Genomic DNA, 17,642 nt, shown 5'->3' on the forward strand with positions numbered 1-17,642 from the left:
ATCACCCGGCCGCCGACCACGACCGGACTCCCGACGTGGATGCCAGCCCCGCCCGTGACCTCATGGATCCGTGGCCGGAAGCCGGTTGATTCGGCCGGTCCGCCGGGAAAACCGTTTGAAATTCACCACTCTGCGACGCGAACCTTTCACGGCTTGTTGGCACACCCCTCCGTCTCCCCCTCCCTGACACGAGCCACTGGGACGTCATGCAGATTCAAGACCTTCCGTATTTCGATCCGGGGGTCCCGGACACGCGTTCCGGCCCCCGATTCCTGTGGTGGCTCTGGCGCAACCAGCTGGGCGGACAGCTGAAGGCACTCGCCTGGGGCCTGCTCCACTTCGTCTCCGTCTCGGCCCTGCCCTTCTGTGTCGGCCTGGCCGTGCAGGCCGTCGTCGACCGCTCCGGCACCCGGCTCGCCCTGACGGGCGCTCTGATGCTGCTGTGCGGCACGGGCATCGCCCTCGGCGACACCTTCCTGCACCGAGCCGCGGTCACCAACTGGATCACGGCCGCCGCCCGGGTCCAGCAACTGCTCGCCCGCAAGGCCTCCCAGCTCGGCTCCGCCCTGACCCGACGGGTCGCCGCCGGCGAAGTGGTGGCCGTGTCCACCGGCGACGTCGAGAAGATCGGCTGGTTCGTCGAGGCGATCTCCCGGTTCACCGCCGCGGCGCTCACGGTCGTCGTGGTCGGTGTCGGCCTCCTCGTCTATCAGCCCGCCCTGGGTGTGGTCGTCGCGATCGGACTGCCGATCGTCGCGGTCTCGGTGCTGCCGCTGCTGCCCCGGGCCACACGCCGCGCCGATGTACAGCGCGAGAAGGCGGGCCGGGCCACCGAGCTGGCCTCGGACACGGTCGCCGGACTGCGCGTGCTGCGCGGCATCGGCGGCGAGGAACTGTTCCTCGACCGCTACCGCCGGGCCTCGCAGGAGGTACGGCACGCCGCCGTGCACAGCGCCCGGATGTGGTCGCTGATCTCCGCCATCCAGGTGCTGCTGCCCGGACTGCTGCTCATCGCGGTCGTCTGGCACGGCATCCACCTGGCCCGCCAGGGCCGGATCACCGTCGGCGAACTCGTCACCGTCTACAGCGCGGTCATGGTCCTCAACTACCCGCTGCGGCACTTCGAGGAAATCGCCATGGCGTACTCCTTCTCCCGCCCGTCGGCCAAACGGGCGGCCCGGGTGCTGGCACTGGAGCGGTCCACGGCCACCGACGGCACCCGCGCGGCCGAGGTGCCGACCGGGGATCTGTACGACCCCGACACCAAGCTGCTCGCTCCCGCCGGCCGGCTCACCGCCGTCGTGTGCGGCGACCCCGACGCGGCCGGACGTCTGGCGGAACGGCTGGGCGGCCACCCCGCCGAACCGGGCCGCTCGGTGCTGCTCGGCGGGATCGCCCTGGACGAACTCCCTCTGGACAGCACCCGGACCGCCGTCCTCGTCCAGGACAAGGACCCGGTGCTGCTCTCAGGCACGCTGCGCGAACTGCTCGACGTGCCCGCCTCCGCGGCTGTGCCGGCCGAAGACGCCCTGGCCGCTGCGCAGTGCGCCGACGTGCTGGACGCGCTCGTCCAGGGATCGGTGGACGCCGCCGACCCGATGGACGCCCGCATCACCGAGCGTGGCCGCTCCCTCTCCGGCGGCCAGCGCCAACGGCTCGCGCTGGCCCGGTCGTTGGTCACCGATCCCGAGGTGCTGGTGCTGGACGAGCCGACCTCCGCGGTCGACTCGCACACCGAGGCCCGGATCGCGGACGGGCTGCACCGGCTGCGCTCGGGCCGGACGACCGTGGTCTTCACCTCCTCGCCGCTGCTGCTCGACCGCGCCGACCGGGTCGCCCTGGTCCATGAGGGCGAGGTCGTGGCGGTCGGCGTGCACCGCGACCTGGTCGACAGCGAGCCGCGGTACCGCGCCGTGGTGACGCGGCAGACGGAAGAGGAACTGGCCGCGACCGACGAGGACGTCCTGCTGGACACCCTCCAGGAGCTGGAAGAGATCGAGGAGAGCGCATGATCGGCGTTGCGCCGCCGGCGTACGACCCGGCGGCCCCGACGACCGCCACCACCCTGCCCGTCGGCGCGGGCGCGACGGTGCGCGCCTACGTCACCGAGCTGTTCCGGCGGCACCGGCGGGCCTTCCTGCTGCTCATCGCAGTCAACACGGTCGCCGTGATCGCCTCCATGGTGGGGCCGTACCTGCTCGGCGGCCTGGTCGAGCGGGTGTCCGACCGCTCCCGGGATCTCCAACTGGGCCTGACCATCGGACTGTTCGTACTCGCGCTGGCCGTCCAGGCCGTGTTCGTACGCCAGGTACGGCTGCGAGGTGCGGTACTCGGCGAGCGAATGCTGGCGGACCTGCGCGAGGACTTCCTCGTCCGCTCCGTCGGGCTGCCGCCGGGCGTGCTGGAACGGGCGGGCACCGGCGACCTGCTCTCCCGTATCACGACCGACATCGACCGGCTGGCCAACGCGATGCGCGAGGCCGTGCCGCAGCTGGCGATCGGTGTCGTGTGGGCACTGCTGCTGCTCGGCGGGCTCGTCGTGACGGCTCCGCCGCTGGCCGCCGCCGTGCTGCTCGCCGTCCCGGTGCTGCTGGCCGGATGCCGCTGGTACTTCAAGCGGGCGCCCTCCGGCTACCGCTCCGAGGCGGCCGGGTACGCCGCCGTCGCCGCCGCGCTCGCCGAGACCGTGGACGCGGGCCACACCATCGAGGCGCACCGCCTGGGCGCCCGCCGTGTCACCCTGTCGGAGCGGAGGATCAAGGAGTGGACGGCCTGGGAGCGCTACACGCTGTGGCTGCGGTCCGTACTGTTCCCGGTCATCAACGCCGTCCATGTCATCGTCCTCGGCTCGGTCCTGATGGTCGGCGGGGTCTTCGTGCTGCACGGCTGGCTCGACGTGGGCCGGCTGACCACCGGCGCCCTGATCGCCCAGATGCTGGTCGACCCGGTGAACCTGATCCTGCGCTGGTACGACGAGGTGCAGGTCGCCCAGGTGTCGCTGGCCCGGCTGGTCGGTGTGCGCGACATCGAACCGGATGCCGGGGACGCCTCGCTGGATCCTGAGGGGCGGGACGTGTCCGCCGACCGGGTGCACTTCGGCTACCGCAAGGGTGTCGACGTGCTGCGCGAGGTCTCGCTGGAGGTCGCGCCGGGCACCCGGCTGGCCCTGGTCGGCCCGTCGGGAGCCGGCAAGTCCACGCTGGGCAGGCTGCTGGCCGGGATCTACGCACCCCGGGACGGCACGATCACGCTGGGCGGCGCCGAGCTGTCCCGCATGCCGGCCGAACGCGTCCGCTCCCACGTCGCCCTCGTCAACCAGGAGCACCACGTATTCGTCGGCTCCCTGCGCGACAATCTCCTGCTGGCCCGCACCAGTGCCACCGACGCCGAGCTGTGGGCGGCACTGGGAGCGGTCGACGCGGACGACTGGGCGCGAGCCCTGGACGACGGCCTGGACACCGAGGTCGGCTCGGGCGGCCTGGCGCTCACTCCGGCGCAGGCCCAGCAGATCGCGCTGGCCCGGCTGGTGCTGGCCGATCCGCACACGCTGGTCCTGGACGAGGCGACCTCGCTGCTCGACCCGCGTGCCGCCCGCCATCTGGAGCGTTCCCTGGCCCGCGTCCTGGACGGGCGCACGGTGGTCGCCATCGCCCACCGCCTGCACACCGCCCACGACGCCGACGTGATCGCCGTCGTGGAGAACGGCCGCATCAGCGAGCTGGGCAGCCACGACGAGCTGGTCACCGCCGACGGCGCGTACGCGGCCCTGTGGCGCTCCTGGCACGGATGAGGACCCGCCGGAGCGGCCGGCGATCGGTACCGGAGTGAGGCATCCGCTGCCGATACCGGTCGCGCCGCCGGTCGCACCGGTCCTGGTGCTCACGATGCCTCGGCTGCCCCGGCAGGCCGGGACCGGGGTGGCTTCCGGGACCGCGGTGGCTTCGGTTCCCGGCAAGCGGGGCGGTCGGGCCATGGCCGGCCGCCTCGACGCGGACGCCGCCACAACCGGAGCCCGGACCGCCGGGGCTCCGGTGCACCGGCCCGCCAGGGGTCCTGCCCCAGCCGAAACACGAGGGGACCGGGACTCGGCGGCCCGCGTCGCGGTGGGCCCTGCCGGGTACCCGTATGCGCACACAGGCCTCCGCCGGGGGCCGTGCCGTTGCGCGGTCCCGAGCCGGGGTGGAAGGCTGGAGAGCGGCACCGGTTCGGGGAGCGTCGGCGAACCGTCTGGTTCGCGGCGTGTGGCACCCGTGCCGCACGTGTCGGCGGCCCGCCGCCCCGTGCGGTGGCATGCGGCCGTCCTCATCACCCGGAGGTACTCGTGGACAGCGCCGACAGCTGGGGGGACGACGTCTACCAGCCCGATCCCTCGGAGATCCGGGAGGACTCGGGGGTGCTCGACGTCGAGGACACACTTGACTTCGACGGCGTCGACGACCCGCTCGACCGTGGCTGGTCCCCTCCCGAGCGGCCGTGGGCGGTGGAACACACCGGTGTGACGGCCGCCGAGCGCCAGGCGGGCGAGACCCTGGACCAGCGGCTCGCCGAGGAGCAACCCGACCTCTCCGCGCCCGACGGCGACGGCATCGGCGACTGCGACGGCACCGACGGGGAACTCCTGGACAACGAGGTCGGCGACCTCCGCTCCGGCCGACTGGTGGCCCCCGACGAGGGTGCCCACGAGGACGACGAGGCCGCCCTGCTCGCCACCGATGTCGGCATCGACGGTGCCGCCGCCTCCGCCGAAGAGGCAGCGATGCACATCGTCGACGAGGACTCCCTGTCCGGCTGACCCGCAGGCCCCCTGCCCGACCGCCCCGCACGAGGAGCCGCCATGCAGCAGGACAAGCACCCTGACTACCGCCCCGTGGTCTTCCGCGACCGCGCCGCCGGATACGCGTTCCTGACCCGGTCGACGGCGCAGAGCGAACAGACCATCGAGTGGGACGACGGCGAGAGCTACCCGGTGGTCGACGTGGAGATCTCCTCGGAGAGCCACCCGTTCTACACGGGCAAGGCCCGCACGGTCGACGCCGAGGGCCGCATCGCCCGCTTCGAGCGCCGGTACGGCGGAGGGGAGTCCGCCGAGGCAGGCTGACCGGGAGCGGGGCCCCGGCCCCTCCGGGCCGGAGCGACGGAACCGACCGCAGAGCCTGCCCCGGGCCGTGCCCGCCGTCAGATCACATTGAGTGCGGCGGCGCAGCCCACCCCGCCGAGCAGCATGAACACGGGCATGAGGACCTTCAGCTCCACCCAGCTGCCGGCCCGGAACCGTATCGCCTTCGGCGGTCCCACCGGGTACCAGCGCTTGCGGCCCACCGGAATGGGCCACAGGATCGGGCAGCCGGACACGGTCAGCGCGTCCCCGAGGTCGTGCACCAGCGCGCCCAGCACGATCGGCAGCCCCAGCCACAGGTACTGCTGGTCCGGCGCCGTGAACAACCAGTCCGAGCCGTTGCCCGGCTTGTCCAGGATGCCCGCGAGGATCCACGCGCTGGTCCCCGCCAGCAGCCAGACGAGGATGTCGCTGCTGGAACCCCGGGCCGCCCGCCACAGCAAGCCTTCGATCGCCAGCACCATGTGCACGAACAGGATCGCCAGCACCGCCCAGCGGCCACCCGTGACAGCCGACGCCGAGGCGCCGGCTCCGAGCAGGACCGCCCACAGCCAGGTGTGCGTCAGCGTGCGGTGGCCGCCGTTGCGTCGCGGGTCGCCCTTCATGCGCGTCGCCTTGTAGACGGCCCAGGACAGCTTGTCGACGATCTCGCAGACCCAGTGGGAGATCGGCCCGAAGGAGCGCGAGATGGTCGCCGCCTTGTGGTCGAGGTCCGGGGCGAGCGCGGCGCCGGCGCAGATCAGCGCGCCGACGAGAAGGACGGGCCAGGGCATCGGGTGTCCGTACGCCGCGGCGGCCGCTCCGGCCCCGAGCCAGGCCGCGGCCCCCGACAGTGAGTGTGCTGGTCCCATCATGGCCGCTTCCCGCCCCATTCCTCGTGTATCGCTGTCCAGTTGAACCGGTGCGCTGACGCTTCGTCGGCGACACAGCGTAGCTGCCGTGATCTTCGTCGTCGCAGCCGATTCCCCTCTCGGGGGCCAGGCCAGGCAAGATGGGTGCGTGACCCTCATCGATCAGCTGCCGCCGACCGCCGACCCCGACGCCCTGTACGAAGCCTTCGAGTCGTGGGCGCAGGAGCGCGGCCTCACCCTCTACCCGCATCAGGAGGAGGCGCTGATCGAGGTCGTGTCCGGGGCGAACGTGATCGTCTCGACGCCCACCGGATCCGGCAAGAGCATGATCGCCGCGGGCGCGCACTTCGCCGCGCTGGCCCGGGACGAGGTCACCTTCTACACCGCCCCGATCAAGGCACTGGTGTCCGAGAAGTTCTTCGAGCTGTGCAAGATCTTCGGCACCGAGAACGTCGGCATGCTCACCGGCGACGCCTCCGTGAACGCCGATGCCCCCGTGATCTGCTGCACCGCCGAAGTGCTGGCGTCGATCGCGCTGCGCGACGGCAAGGACGCGGACGTCGGCCAGGTCGTCATGGACGAGTTCCACTTCTACGCCGAGGGTGATCGCGGCTGGGCGTGGCAGATCCCGCTGCTGGAGCTCCCCCAGGCGCAGTTCATCCTGATGTCCGCCACCTTGGGCGACATGTCCTTCTTCGAGAAGGATCTCAGCCGCCGCACGGGCCGCCCCACGGCAGTGGTCCGCTCGGCGACCCGGCCGGTGCCCCTCTCTTACGAGTACGAGCTCACCCCGCTCACGGAAACGCTGACCGATCTGCTGGGGAGCAGGCAGGCCCCCGTCTACATCGTGCACTTCACGCAGGCGCAAGCCGTGGAGCGGGCGCAGGCGCTGATGAGCATCAACATGTGCTCGCGCGAGGAGAAGGACCAGATCGCCGAACTGATCGGCAATTTCCGCTTCACCACCAAGTTCGGCCGCAACCTCTCCCGCTACGTCCGGCACGGCATCGGCGTCCACCACGCCGGCATGCTGCCCAAGTACCGCCGTCTGGTGGAGAAGCTCGCCCAGGCGGGCCTGCTGAAGGTCATCTGCGGCACGGACACGCTCGGCGTGGGTGTCAACGTGCCCATCCGCACGGTGCTGTTCACGGCGCTGACCAAGTACGACGGCAGTCGCGTCCGCACTCTGCGGGCCCGTGAGTTCCACCAGATCGCGGGTCGGGCCGGACGGGCCGGCTTCGACACCGCCGGACTCGTCGTGGCACAGGCGCCCGAGCACGTCATCGAGAACGAGAAGGCTCTGGCGAAGGCGGGCGACGACCCGAAGAAGCGGCGCAAGGTCGTACGCAAAAAGGCACCGGAGGGCTTCGTCGCCTGGACGGAGAACACCTTCGAGAAGCTGATCGCCTCCGAACCCGAGCCGCTGACCTCGCGCTTCCGGGTGACCCACACGATGCTGCTGTCGGTGATCGCCCGACCGGGCAACGCCTTCGAGGCGATGCGTCATCTGCTGGAGGACAACCACGAGCCGCGCAAGCAGCAGCTGCGGCACATCCGCCGCGCCATCGCGATCTACCGCTCGCTGCTCGACGGCGGCATCGTGGAGAAGCTCGACAAGCCGGACGCCGAGGGGCGCATCGTCCGGCTCACGGTCGATCTCCAGCAGGACTTCGCGCTCAACCAGCCGCTGTCCACCTTCGCGCTCGCCGCGTTCGAACTCCTCGACCCCGAGTCGCCGTCCTACGCGCTCGACATGGTGTCCGTCGTCGAGTCCACCCTGGACGACCCGCGGCAGATCCTCGTCGCCCAGCAGAACAAGGCGCGCGGCGAGGCCGTGGCCGCGATGAAGGCGGACGGGGTCGAGTACGAGGAGCGCATGGAGCGACTCCAGGACATCACGTACCCGAAGCCGCTGGAGGAACTGCTCTTCCACGCGTACAACACCTACCGCAAGAGCCACCCCTGGGTCGGCGACCACCCGCTCTCGCCCAAGTCCGTCATCCGCGACATGTACGAACGTGCGCTGTCCTTCACGGAGTTGGTGTCCTTCTACGAGCTGGCTCGTACTGAGGGCATCGTGCTGCGCTACCTCGCCAGCGCCTACAAAACGCTCGATCACACCATTCCGGACGACCTGAAGTCCGAGGACCTTCAGGATCTGATCGAGTGGCTCGGCGAGATGGTGCGCCAGGTGGACTCCAGTCTGCTCGACGAGTGGGAGCAGCTGGCCAACCCGGAGGAGATGACCGCCGAGGAGGCCCAGGAGAAGGCCGACGAGGTCAAGCCGGTCACCGCCAACGCGCGAGCCTTCCGGGTGCTGGTCCGCAACGCCATGTTCCGCCGCGTGGAGCTGGCCGCCCTCGATCAGGTCGAGGAACTCGGCGAGATGGACGCCGACTCCGGCTGGGACGCCGACGCCTGGGGCGAGGCGATGGACAAGTACTGGGACGAGTACGAGGATCTCGGCACCGGCCCCGATGCCCGTGGCCCCAAGCTGCTGGTCATCAAGGAGGAGCCGGAGAACGGCCTCTGGCGCGTCCGCCAGATCTTCGACGACCCGAACAACGATCACGACTGGGGCATCAGCGCGGAGATCGATCTCGCGGCCTCGGACGCCGAGGGACGTGCCATCGTGCGCGTCACCGAAGTCGGCCAGCTGTGAGCCGTGCCCGACCAGGTGTGAGCCAAGGAGAGACCCACCGATGACGAACCCTGCCGAGAGACTGGTCGACCTGCTCGACCTGGAGCAGATAGAGGTCAACATCTTCCGTGGCCTCAGCCCGCAGGAGTCCTTGCAGCGGGTCTTCGGCGGCCAGGTGGCGGGCCAGGCGCTGGTCGCCGCCGGCCGCACCACGGAAGGCGACCGCCCGGTGCACTCGTTGCACGCGTACTTCCTGCGCCCCGGGCGCCCCGGAGTGCCGATCGTGTACCAGGTGGAGCGCGTCCGTGACGGCCGGTCGTTCACCACGCGCCGGGTCACGGCCGTGCAGCAGGGCCGCACCATCTTCAATCTGACCGCCTCCTTTCACAAGCCTGAGGAAGGACCGTTCGAGCACCAGCTGCCGCCTGCTCGCAAGGTGCCGGACCCGGAGTCGCTGCCGACGGTCACCGAGGAGATCCGCAAGCACCTCGGTGCGCTGCCCGAGCAGTTGGAGCGGATGGCGCGCCGCCAGCCCTTCGACATCCGGTACGTCGACCGGCTGCGCTGGAACGCCGAGGAGATCCAGGGGGCCGAGCCGCGCAGCGCCGTGTGGATGCGCGCGGTCGGACCGCTGGGGGACGATCCCCTGGTCCACACGTGCGCGCTGACCTATGCCAGTGACATGACGCTCCTCGACGCGGTCCGCATCCCGGTCGAATCCCTGTGGGGCCCGCGGAACTTCGACATGGCCTCGCTGGACCACGCCATGTGGTTCCACCGGCCGTTCCGCGCGGACGAGTGGTTCCTGTACGACCAGGAGTCGCCGATCGCCACCGGTGGGCGCGGGCTGGCCCGTGGGCGTATCTACGACCTGCAGGGGAGACTGCTGGTCTCGGTCGTCCAGGAGGGTCTGTTCAGGTCCCTGTAGCGACCCGGCGCCCGGGCCCTCGGCCCGCCGTGAGACACCGGTCGGGCTCAGCTGCGTTCAGGGCGTGGAGCTTTGCGCCGCAACCAGCCGCGCAGCCCCCGGTTCGCCGGCGCCGGGGCGGCTCGCTCGGGCCGGCGGTCCCGGCGCGCCGGCGGCCCGGCCTGCCGTACCACCGGCGCGCGATCCCATGCGAACGCCCGGCCCGCCGCCCCGTCCTCGGGCCATGGCGCCCCGAACACCGGACCGGCATGCCCCTCGGACTCCCCGGGAGGCTGCCTGGCGTCCGGCTCGGCCACCGTGGGCTCCTGCTCACCGTCCATCGCGGGCGCTGGCCCGGCTTTGGGAACGGGTTTCCCCGGCGCGGGCTCATCGGGCAGCTCGGATGTCCTCACCACAGGCGCGCTGTCCACCGCGCACGGCTCCGCCATCGGTTCACCGACCGACTCGGGTGTCCCGACCGCCGGTTCGTCGTCCCGCCTCCGGGCCCCTGTGATCATCATGCCCGGCGGCACCCCCGGCTCCATGTCCCGCGTGACCGTTCGGGCCAGGGGCGGGATCGGGCGAGCAGCCGCTCGCACGGAGGGCGCGACATGCCGGGCGGCCGGGCGCGGCGCGGGCGTCGCGCTGCGGGCCTCCTCCAGCACACGGGCCAGTTCGCCGCGCAGCCAGTCGATCTCGTCCGCATCCTGCGCGTTCGTGATCCGCTCGGCGAGTTGCGCCGCGGCCGATCCCGGGAGGCCCTGGCCGAGTGGCGTGGGCCGGAAGCGATTCACATACGAGCGTTCGCGAGGATCCTTGACGATGTCGGCGATCTCGACGGGTGAGAGGAAGGCGGCCACGGCTCCGGCTCGCGCCCACGGTTCCTCGGCGTGCCGCAGCAGGAAGCCGAGTTGGCGTCCGCGCCAGTTGCGGGCCCGCAGGTCGACTCCCGCCTCCAACTGGCCGCGCAGGGTCGCGGGAGTGCGTCCCTTGAGCAGGTGCGCGTTCTCCGGGGCCAGGGTGAAGTTCCGCAGGTCGTCCGCCAGATGGAGCCAGACCACGGCGCGGTAGCGGTTCAGATACCAGCGTACGGGCACGAGGAGTCCCAGGCGGGCGAGGCGGGTGAAGCGGCCGGCCGGGATCTCCATGAGCGCCGCGCCCTCGGTGGTGCCCACCACCTGGACACGCTCGCGCAGGGATTCCGGGAAGTCGCGCCGCTGGCGGAGCCGGTCGAGCTCCGCGCGCTCCACTCGCCGGGCTCCTCCCCCTCCCTCGTCGGGCACGGTGCGGATGTGACCGAGATGCAGAGCGAGGTCGAACTCGCTTCGTTTGAGGCCCAGTTCCCGAGCGGCACGGCTCAGGGTGTATGTGGCGGGCCGGGGCGGGCTGATGATGTTTGCCGACATGGTCGTCGCTCCCCCGTGGAGTGAAGGCTCACGCCTTGTGCGCGAACCGTGTACACACCGTAGCCGGTTCGGCGCAACTCGCGGCGAGCCTGTGGATAACTCCACATGGGCAGGCGAACGTGCAGCTCAGAGGTCCTGATTGGGGGTTCGCTCGGGTTGCCTGGCATCGACTCCGAGGTGTTCGCCGACGCGGTTGACGAGCAGGGTCATCTCGTAGGCGATCTGGCCGATGTCGGCCTCCGCGCCGCTGAGCAGGCACAGACAGCTGCCGGTGCCCGCTGCGGTCACGAACAGCACGGCGTCGTCGTACTCGATCATGGTCTGGCGCACACTGCCCGCGCCGAAGTGGCGCCCCGACCCCTTGGCCAGGCTGTGCAACCCGGATGCCACGGCAGCCAGGTGCTCGGCGTCCTCACGGCGCAGGCCCGTACTCGCACCCGTGACCAGTCCGTCGTTCGACAGGACCAGCGCGTGCCGCACATGGTCCACCCGCTCGGTCAGATCGTCCAGGAGCCAGCCGAGTCCCTGGTTCTGCGCCATCTCCGTCTCCCCGTGTGACATCCCCCTGACTGGAGGAACTCCCCGCCAGCCTTCACCACGTCCGGCGTCCGGGCAAGCCGGATCGGCGCATGGCACAGAAGATGACCGACGGGCAATGTCGGACCTTCGCCCCGGACGGTACAGATACCGCCAACCTGACCACCCTTCGCGGCGACGAAGCGCTGACACCAGGACCGGCCGACCCCCGCCGGCCGGGGACCGACCGCGTCCGGCTCGGGGCGGGGACACCTCGACAAGGCGCGATCTCGCGGCTCACCCGACCGAGTTGAGGATCCGGGCCGTGTGCATCCGTCCCGCATACTCCACGAGCCGGATCAGGACTTCCTTGCCGGAGTCCCGGTCGCGTGCGTCGCACAGCACCACGGGGGTGCCGTGGTCGAGGTCGAGGGCGCGGGAGACGTCGTGGGCACCGTAGGTGCGGGCTCCCGCGAAGCAGTTGACGGCCACCACGAAGGGGATGCTCCGGTGCTCGAAGTAGTCGACGGCGGGGAAGCAGTCCTCCAGGCGCCGGGTGTCCGCGAGGACGACGGCGCCGAGGGCACCCTGGGACAACTCGTCCCAGAGGAACCAGAAGCGGTCCTGTCCCGGCGTGCCGAAGAGGTAGAGGGACAGCCCCGAGCGGATGGTGATCCGCCCGAAATCCATGGCGACGGTGGTGGTGACCTTGCGGTCCACGCCGTCGGTGTCGTCGACCAACTGCCCTGCCTCGCTGAGCAGTTCCTCCGTGCGCAGCGGCCGGATCTCGCTGACGGCCCCGACAAGGGTGGTCTTGCCCACGCCGAACCCTCCGGCGACCAGTATCTTCAGCGCCAGCGCGGTGTCGCCGGTGACGTCGGAGTGCTCGGCAGCCATGATCACTTCTCTCGGGAGGACCGGTCACGGTCGGCGTCCGCGCACGCCGGGCGCGGCATCGACACCGTGACAAATAGGGCGGTCTTGTGGATGGTTTGACTGAAATGCACCTGATGTGAGCGACTCGCACCCGGTCGGGGGTGCAACGCGCCCGAATGGGGACGGGGTGAGGCGTACGACGCGCTCCGCGCGATCATCTACAGTGCTCGCAATCCGGCGATGACCTCGCGCAGAATCCGCTCGTCGGGCAGGTGCGCCGGGGGCACGGGGCGGCTGATGACCACGCGGCCGAGTTCCAGGAGGTCTCCGAGGAGCACCCTGACCACGCCGACGGGAAGGTCGGCGTCCGCCGCGAGTTCGGCAACGGACTGCGTCTCCGTGCGGCACAGCCGGATCAGGGTCCGGTGTTCGGGGCCGAGCGCCGTGTCGTCGTCGAGGGCCGGGGTCGCGGGGTCGAGGGTGACGAGGGCGATCAGGTCGAAACGCACCCCGGTGGGCCCGGCCTGGGTGCGTCCGCCTGTCATGGCGTACGGGCGGACCAGGGGCCCGGCCTCGCCGTCGTACCACTGGCTGCCCGGCTCCCGCGGGCCGTCCATCGGGTTCTCGGTCATCGGTGGCGCCTTCCGGCTCATCCGGCGACGGGCGGCTGTGCTGCGGCGCGCGGTGGCGTGTAGAGGTGCTCGCCGACTCGCTTGACCAGGCGCGCCATCTCGTAGGCGACCAGTCCGATGTCCGCGGTGACCGCGGTGAGCACCGCGAGGCAGGAACCGTCACCCGCCGCGGCCACGAACAGGAACGCGTCGTCCATCTCGACCATGGTCTGGCGCACCCCGCCCGCTCCGAAGTGCCGGCCCGTGCCCTTGGCAAGGCTGTTGAAGCCGGAGGCGACGGCGGCGAGATGCTCGGCGTCCTCGCGCGTGAGGCCGGTGGAGGCGCCGACGGCCAGCCCGTCGTTGGAGAGCACGACGGCGTGCCGTACATCCCTCACGCGCATCACCATGTCGTCGAGCAGCCAGTCCAGTTCGCCGGATCGCCGGCCGGCGCTCGTCTGGGGGTCCTGGATCATGCCGGGTCTCCTTCGCTGCTGTCGTCACTGGCCGTTACGGGGCCCGGGGTGGCTCCGCGTCCGGGCTGTCTGCCGCCGCCGCGCGCCCAGCCGTCGCGGTAGGCCGCCATGCGGTCCCGCACCAGTTCGGGGGTGCGCAGGTCGTCACCGCGCCGATCGGGCCTTGCTTCTTCGGTGCGCTGTTGTCGGAGTTGGGGAGCGAGGCTCGCCTGGCGCACGCGGCGTGGAAGGTCACCGGAAGGCTCGGCGTCATGGGGCGGGCGGTGCGGGCGCAAGGCGGTGACTCCGGGGGGCGGGTTCTCGACGGTCGTGCCGTGCCCGCCCTGCGCCTCGTCCCTGTCGCGGCGTCCGGGCTCGCCGGCCGCGGTGTGCGGACGGAGCGTGGTGGCCGCGAGGGCGGGGCGGTCCGGCCGTGCGGTGACGGCCTCGTGGAGTCCGGCCGCGCCTGGCACGTGCGCGTACGCGCGTTCCTGCTCGTGGCGGGCTCGTTCGGGGTGCGGGGCGGCGGGTTCCTTCGACGCGCCGTGGAGCAGGGCGGTGGGCAGCAGGACGACGGCGGTCGTGCCGCCGTACGGTGAGGTCCGCAGGTGCACCTTCACCTCGTGCCGCGAGGCGAGCCGGCTGACGACGAAGAGCCCGAGACGGTCGCTGTCGAACAGGTCGAGGGCCTCGGACTGTTCGATGCGCCGGTTGGCCTCCGCGAGGGTCTCGGCACCCATGCCCAGTCCCCGGTCCTCGATCTCCAGCGCGTAGCCGTTGCCGACGGGTTCGCCGGTGACACGCACGCGTGTGTGCGGCGGCGAGAACTGGGCGGCGTTCTCGACGAGTTCGGCGAGCAGGTGGGTGACGTCGGCCACGGCGGCACCGATGACGTGCGCCTCGGGGAGTTGGCGGACCTCCACGCGCGCGTAGTCCTCGACTTCCGATACGGCGGCCCGTACGACGTTCGTGAGCGTCACCGGCATGCGCCAGGCGCGGCCGGGTGCCGCACCCGAGAGGATGATCAGGCTTTCGGCGTGGCGCCGCATCCGGGTGGTGAGGTGGTCCAGGCGGAACAGGTCGCTCAGTTCGTCGGGATCGTCGGAACGGCGCTCCATGCTGTCGAGGAGGCTGAGCTGGCGGTGGACCAGCACCTGGCTGCGGCGCGCGAGGTTGACGAAGACCCCGGAGATGCCGCTGGCGAGCTCGGCGCGCTCCACGGCGGCGTGCAGGGCTGCGCGGTGGACGGTGGTGAGCGCCTCCGACACCTGGCCCGTCTCGTCCTCGGCCGGCGGTCCCGCGGGGGCCTCCGCCTCGATGTCGAGTTCCTCGCCCACGCGCAGTCTGCGTATCGCTTCCGGGAGTTTGCGACGGGCGATGTCCAGGGCGTCGTTGCGCAGGCTCACGAGTTCGACCACGAGTCCGCGTCCGATACGCACGGAGATGACGAGCGAGGCGGCGACGGCGGCCAGCCCGAGCAGTACGGCGGCACCGGCGGGGCTGAGCAGTCCGCGGGTCACCGGGTCGGCGCGGCCCGCCACATTCCGGCCCGTGTCCGTCGCGATGCTCCGCATGCCGTCCTGCACGCGTGCGTGGGCGGCACTCCAGGAAGCCTGCGATGCCACCTCGGCAGACCTGCTGCCCGGCCCGGCGGTGAGGATCTTGTCCTCGGCCGCCCCGAGGGCCGCGTAGGAGCGGCTGCGGGACAGGTCCCGCCAGGCGGCGTGCTGGGCGGCCGGCAGATCGGCGACTGCTGTGTCGGTGAACGTACGGCGCGCGGCGACGGCGGCGCCGAACAGCCGCAGCCGCTCGCCCTGAAGACCGTCCGCACCGCCACCGAGCAGCGCGTCCTCCTGGGCCAACGCCTCGGCGGCCCGGGAGAATTCGAGCAGTACGCGCGCGTCGGAGCCGACATCGGCCTGCTGGATGCCGGTGAGAGCGCCGTCCACGGCGAAGGCCTCGCCGATGGTCTTCGTGTACTGCGCGTACACCGTGTCCCAGCCGGACCTGTGGTCGAGCACGGCCGTCCGCAGCGCGCGCAGGCGCTCGGCACCGGTGACGAAGACGGCGAGGCGCCCGGAGACGTCGGCGGGCAGTTCCTCGCTGTCGGCGACGGTGTTGTCGCCGCCGAGGCGCAGCTCGCCCACGGCCCGGTCGGTGCGGCCGGCCAGAGCCTGGAGATCGCCGCCGTCGGCCGCGCCGGGTGAGAGGGCGTGGCGCACGGCCGCGGCGCGCTCGGCCTGCAGGGCGGCGACGGCCGCGGCCACCGGGGTACGCAGTTCGGCGTCGACCTGCTGGGACTGACGCAGCCGGGCGACGTCCTGGGCGGTGCTGACGGTGGCGTAGGCCCACAGGGAGAGCAGGGAGACGACCGGGACCATCAGCAGGCTGACGACCTTTGCACGCACGGTACGCGGGCGCAGGTACCGGCGGCTCCCACGCGCGCGTGCCTGTGCCGGAGACGCGCTGACGAGCCGGTCGGCGGCCTCGTCGGCGGGCGGTCCGGCGTGCGCACGGCGGCCGCGCGGGGGGTGTGCCGAGGCATCGGCTTTCGGGGCGGTACGGGGCGGGCGCATGGCCTCCTCGATCGGGACGTGGGTCGGGGCGCTCTGGCCTGGCTCCCCTTAGCGGGCGACGGTCTCGACGGGCCGTTGGGCGGAGGCGGAGGCCTCGCGCTCGTCGGCCGTGGGCGAGAGGGCGACGAACGCCGAGGTGATGAAGAGATAGGACCCGAGGCCGACGGCGAGGGGGAAGATGAACTGCATCGCCGTGGCCCCGGGCAGGGTCTCGCCGGAGGGGTTCACACGCACGCTCACCGCGAACATCCCGGTGTAGTGCATGCTGCTGACGGCCGCCCCCATGACGAGGGAGGCGACGGTGACCGCACGGGGCGACGTGATGTTGAGGCCGGCCCACAGGGCCGCGGTCGCCGCCACGACGGCGATCAGTACCGACAGTCCGACGAGGACGGGGTCGTACCGGACGTCGCCGTGCAGCCGCACCGCCGCCATGCCCAGATAGTGCATGCTGGCGACGCCCAGCCCGGTGGTGAGTCCGCCGAGCAGCAGCGCCCGGTTGCGGTCGCGACCGTAGCCGACGGCGAAGACGCCGGCGCAGACGACGACCATCGCGACGAGGAGGCTGAGGATGGTCAGGGGTACGTCGTAACGGATGTCGGTGCCGCTGACGCGGAAGCCGAGCATGGCCACGAAGTGCATGGTCCAGATGCCCGTCCCGATCGCGGATGCGGCGGTGACGAGCCAGTTGCGGCGCGAGCGGCCGGTGGTGGCGAGCGCGCGGACGGTGCAGCGCAGTCCGAGTGCGGCGCCCGTACAGGCCATCAGGTACGACAGCACGGGGGTCAGCCAGCCGAAGGCGGCGTGGTCCAAGTGTCCCATGGCCAAGGGACGCTAGGGGGCACGGGCGCACATGGGGGGCGCATTTCGAAAGGTGCTGGAATATGACAGGCGGATGCGCCGGAACGATCGCGTCCGGCCCGAACATGTGCGCCTACATATCCCCCGTGACGGTGAGGAATCATGCGGAGCATGAGCGAAGACCACACACGTGTGCAGGAGTTCTTCGGTGCCCGGGCGGCCGGCTGGGACAGCAGGTTCCCCGACGACGGCCCCGCCTACACGGCCGCTGTGACCGATCTCGGACTGCGGAAGGGGGACCGCGTGCTGGACGCCGGCTGCGGCACGGGGCGCGCCCTGCCACCGCTGCGGGCCGCCGTGGGCCCCTCCGGGGTGGTGCTGGGCGCCGACCTGACTCCGGCGATGCTCAAGGCGGCCGCGCGAGCGGGCAGGGACCGGGACGGACGGCTGCTGCTCACGGACGTCGCCGCGCTGCCGCTGCGCTCGCGGACCCTCGACGCCGTGTTCGCGGCCGGCCTGATCGCCCATCTGCCGCAACCGGTGGACAACCTGCGGGAGCTGGCGCGCGTGGTACGGCCGGGCGGCGCGCTCGCGCTGTTCCATCCCGTCGGGCGCGCGGCCCTGGCGGCCCGGCAGGGCCGACAGATCACGGCCGACGACCTGCGTGCCGAGGCCAACCTCGGTCCGCTCCTGGCCGGTTCGGGATGGCGCATGACGTCGTACGTCGACGAGGACGCGCGGTTCCTCGCCCTCGCAACACGCGAGAGCTGATCGGCATGTCGACAATGCTGCTCCGACGCGGTGCCGTGACGGCGGAGCTGCGCCCCCTTCCGGCCCGGTACCCTCACCGCCGCGCAAGGGGCAATCCGAGCCAGGCGGTGTGCTC

General features: G+C 71.7%; 14 protein-coding genes and 1 pseudogene. 7 read left to right on the forward strand and 8 right to left on the reverse strand.

What is annotated here, in order from left to right; genetic code table 11:
- Positions 1–206: 206 nt before the first annotated feature.
- The 4 genes from AC4OXY_RS10965 (at position 207) to AC4OXY_RS10980 (ending at position 5,098) form a co-directional block, all read left to right on the forward strand.
- Positions 207–2,012, forward strand: a complete 1,806-nt coding sequence (locus tag AC4OXY_RS10965; RefSeq protein WP_491993789.1) for an ABC transporter ATP-binding protein — start codon at positions 207–209, stop codon at positions 2,010–2,012.
- A complete protein-coding gene (locus AC4OXY_RS10970) occupies positions 2,009–3,790 on the forward strand; it encodes an ABC transporter ATP-binding protein (RefSeq protein ID WP_376288420.1) in 1,782 nt (593 codons plus the stop codon). Before AC4OXY_RS10965 ends, AC4OXY_RS10970 begins: the two co-directional genes overlap by 4 nt.
- A 531-nt stretch (positions 3,791–4,321) precedes the next feature.
- Positions 4,322–4,792, forward strand: a complete 471-nt coding sequence (locus tag AC4OXY_RS10975; protein ID WP_356023362.1) for a DUF5709 domain-containing protein — start codon at positions 4,322–4,324, stop codon at positions 4,790–4,792.
- Between the two features lie 42 nt (positions 4,793–4,834).
- On the forward strand, positions 4,835–5,098 hold the full coding sequence (locus tag AC4OXY_RS10980) for a type B 50S ribosomal protein L31 (RefSeq protein WP_491993790.1): 264 nt from the start codon (positions 4,835–4,837) through the stop codon (positions 5,096–5,098).
- Positions 5,099–5,175: 77 nt separating this feature from the next.
- Here AC4OXY_RS10980 and AC4OXY_RS10985 read toward each other — a convergent pair whose 3' ends face one another.
- Complete coding sequence (locus AC4OXY_RS10985) at positions 5,176–5,970, reverse strand: metal-dependent hydrolase (RefSeq protein ID WP_356023358.1); 795 nt, start codon at positions 5,968–5,970, stop codon at positions 5,176–5,178.
- A gap of 145 nt (positions 5,971–6,115) precedes the next feature.
- On the opposite strand from AC4OXY_RS10985, the gene AC4OXY_RS10990 reads away from it, so the two are divergent.
- Together AC4OXY_RS10990 and AC4OXY_RS10995 are read left to right on the forward strand one after the other, a co-directional pair.
- Entirely contained in the window at positions 6,116–8,629 is a 2,514-nt protein-coding gene (locus AC4OXY_RS10990; protein ID WP_491993791.1) for a DEAD/DEAH box helicase, read from the forward strand.
- A gap of 40 nt (positions 8,630–8,669) precedes the next feature.
- A complete protein-coding gene (locus tag AC4OXY_RS10995; protein ID WP_491993792.1) occupies positions 8,670–9,536 on the forward strand; it encodes an acyl-CoA thioesterase in 867 nt (288 codons plus the stop codon).
- 548 nt (positions 9,537–10,084) lie between these two features.
- On the opposite strand, the pseudogene AC4OXY_RS11000 reads toward AC4OXY_RS10995, so the two are convergent.
- The 7 genes and pseudogenes from AC4OXY_RS11000 to AC4OXY_RS11030 form a co-directional block, all read right to left on the reverse strand.
- A pseudogene (locus AC4OXY_RS11000) lies at positions 10,085–10,921 on the reverse strand (DUF6397 family protein); the annotation flags it as partial.
- A gap of 126 nt (positions 10,922–11,047) precedes the next feature.
- Positions 11,048–11,461, reverse strand: a complete 414-nt coding sequence (locus AC4OXY_RS11005) for a roadblock/LC7 domain-containing protein (protein ID WP_071379824.1) — start codon at positions 11,459–11,461, stop codon at positions 11,048–11,050.
- 273 nt (positions 11,462–11,734) lie between these two features.
- Positions 11,735–12,334: a GTP-binding protein gene (locus AC4OXY_RS11010; protein WP_356023351.1), complete on the reverse strand. Its 600-nt coding sequence runs from the start codon at positions 12,332–12,334 to the stop codon at positions 11,735–11,737.
- Between the two features lie 197 nt (positions 12,335–12,531).
- Positions 12,532–12,945, reverse strand: coding sequence for a DUF742 domain-containing protein (locus AC4OXY_RS11015; protein WP_356023348.1), 414 nt, complete (start codon positions 12,943–12,945; stop codon positions 12,532–12,534).
- Between the two features lie 17 nt (positions 12,946–12,962).
- The gene (locus tag AC4OXY_RS11020; RefSeq protein ID WP_491993793.1) at positions 12,963–13,400 is read right to left on the reverse strand and encodes a roadblock/LC7 domain-containing protein; all 438 of its coding nucleotides are present in this window, start codon (positions 13,398–13,400) and stop codon (positions 12,963–12,965) included.
- Complete coding sequence (locus tag AC4OXY_RS11025) at positions 13,397–15,955, reverse strand: sensor histidine kinase (RefSeq protein WP_491993794.1); 2,559 nt, start codon at positions 15,953–15,955, stop codon at positions 13,397–13,399. The genes AC4OXY_RS11020 and AC4OXY_RS11025 overlap by 4 nt, the downstream gene beginning before the upstream one ends.
- Before the next feature lie 48 nt (positions 15,956–16,003).
- On the reverse strand, positions 16,004–16,777 hold the full coding sequence (locus AC4OXY_RS11030; RefSeq protein ID WP_356023341.1) for an MHYT domain-containing protein: 774 nt from the start codon (positions 16,775–16,777) through the stop codon (positions 16,004–16,006).
- A gap of 150 nt (positions 16,778–16,927) precedes the next feature.
- Here AC4OXY_RS11030 and AC4OXY_RS11035 point away from each other — a divergent pair, with 150 nt between their 5' ends.
- Positions 16,928–17,527 carry a class I SAM-dependent methyltransferase gene (locus tag AC4OXY_RS11035; protein WP_362820232.1) on the forward strand — a complete coding sequence of 200 codons (600 nt, stop codon included), beginning with the start codon at positions 16,928–16,930 and terminating at the stop codon, positions 17,525–17,527.
- The last annotated feature ends 115 nt before the right edge of the window (positions 17,528–17,642 follow it).

Source organism: Streptomyces sp. HUAS MG56, assembly GCF_058673395.1.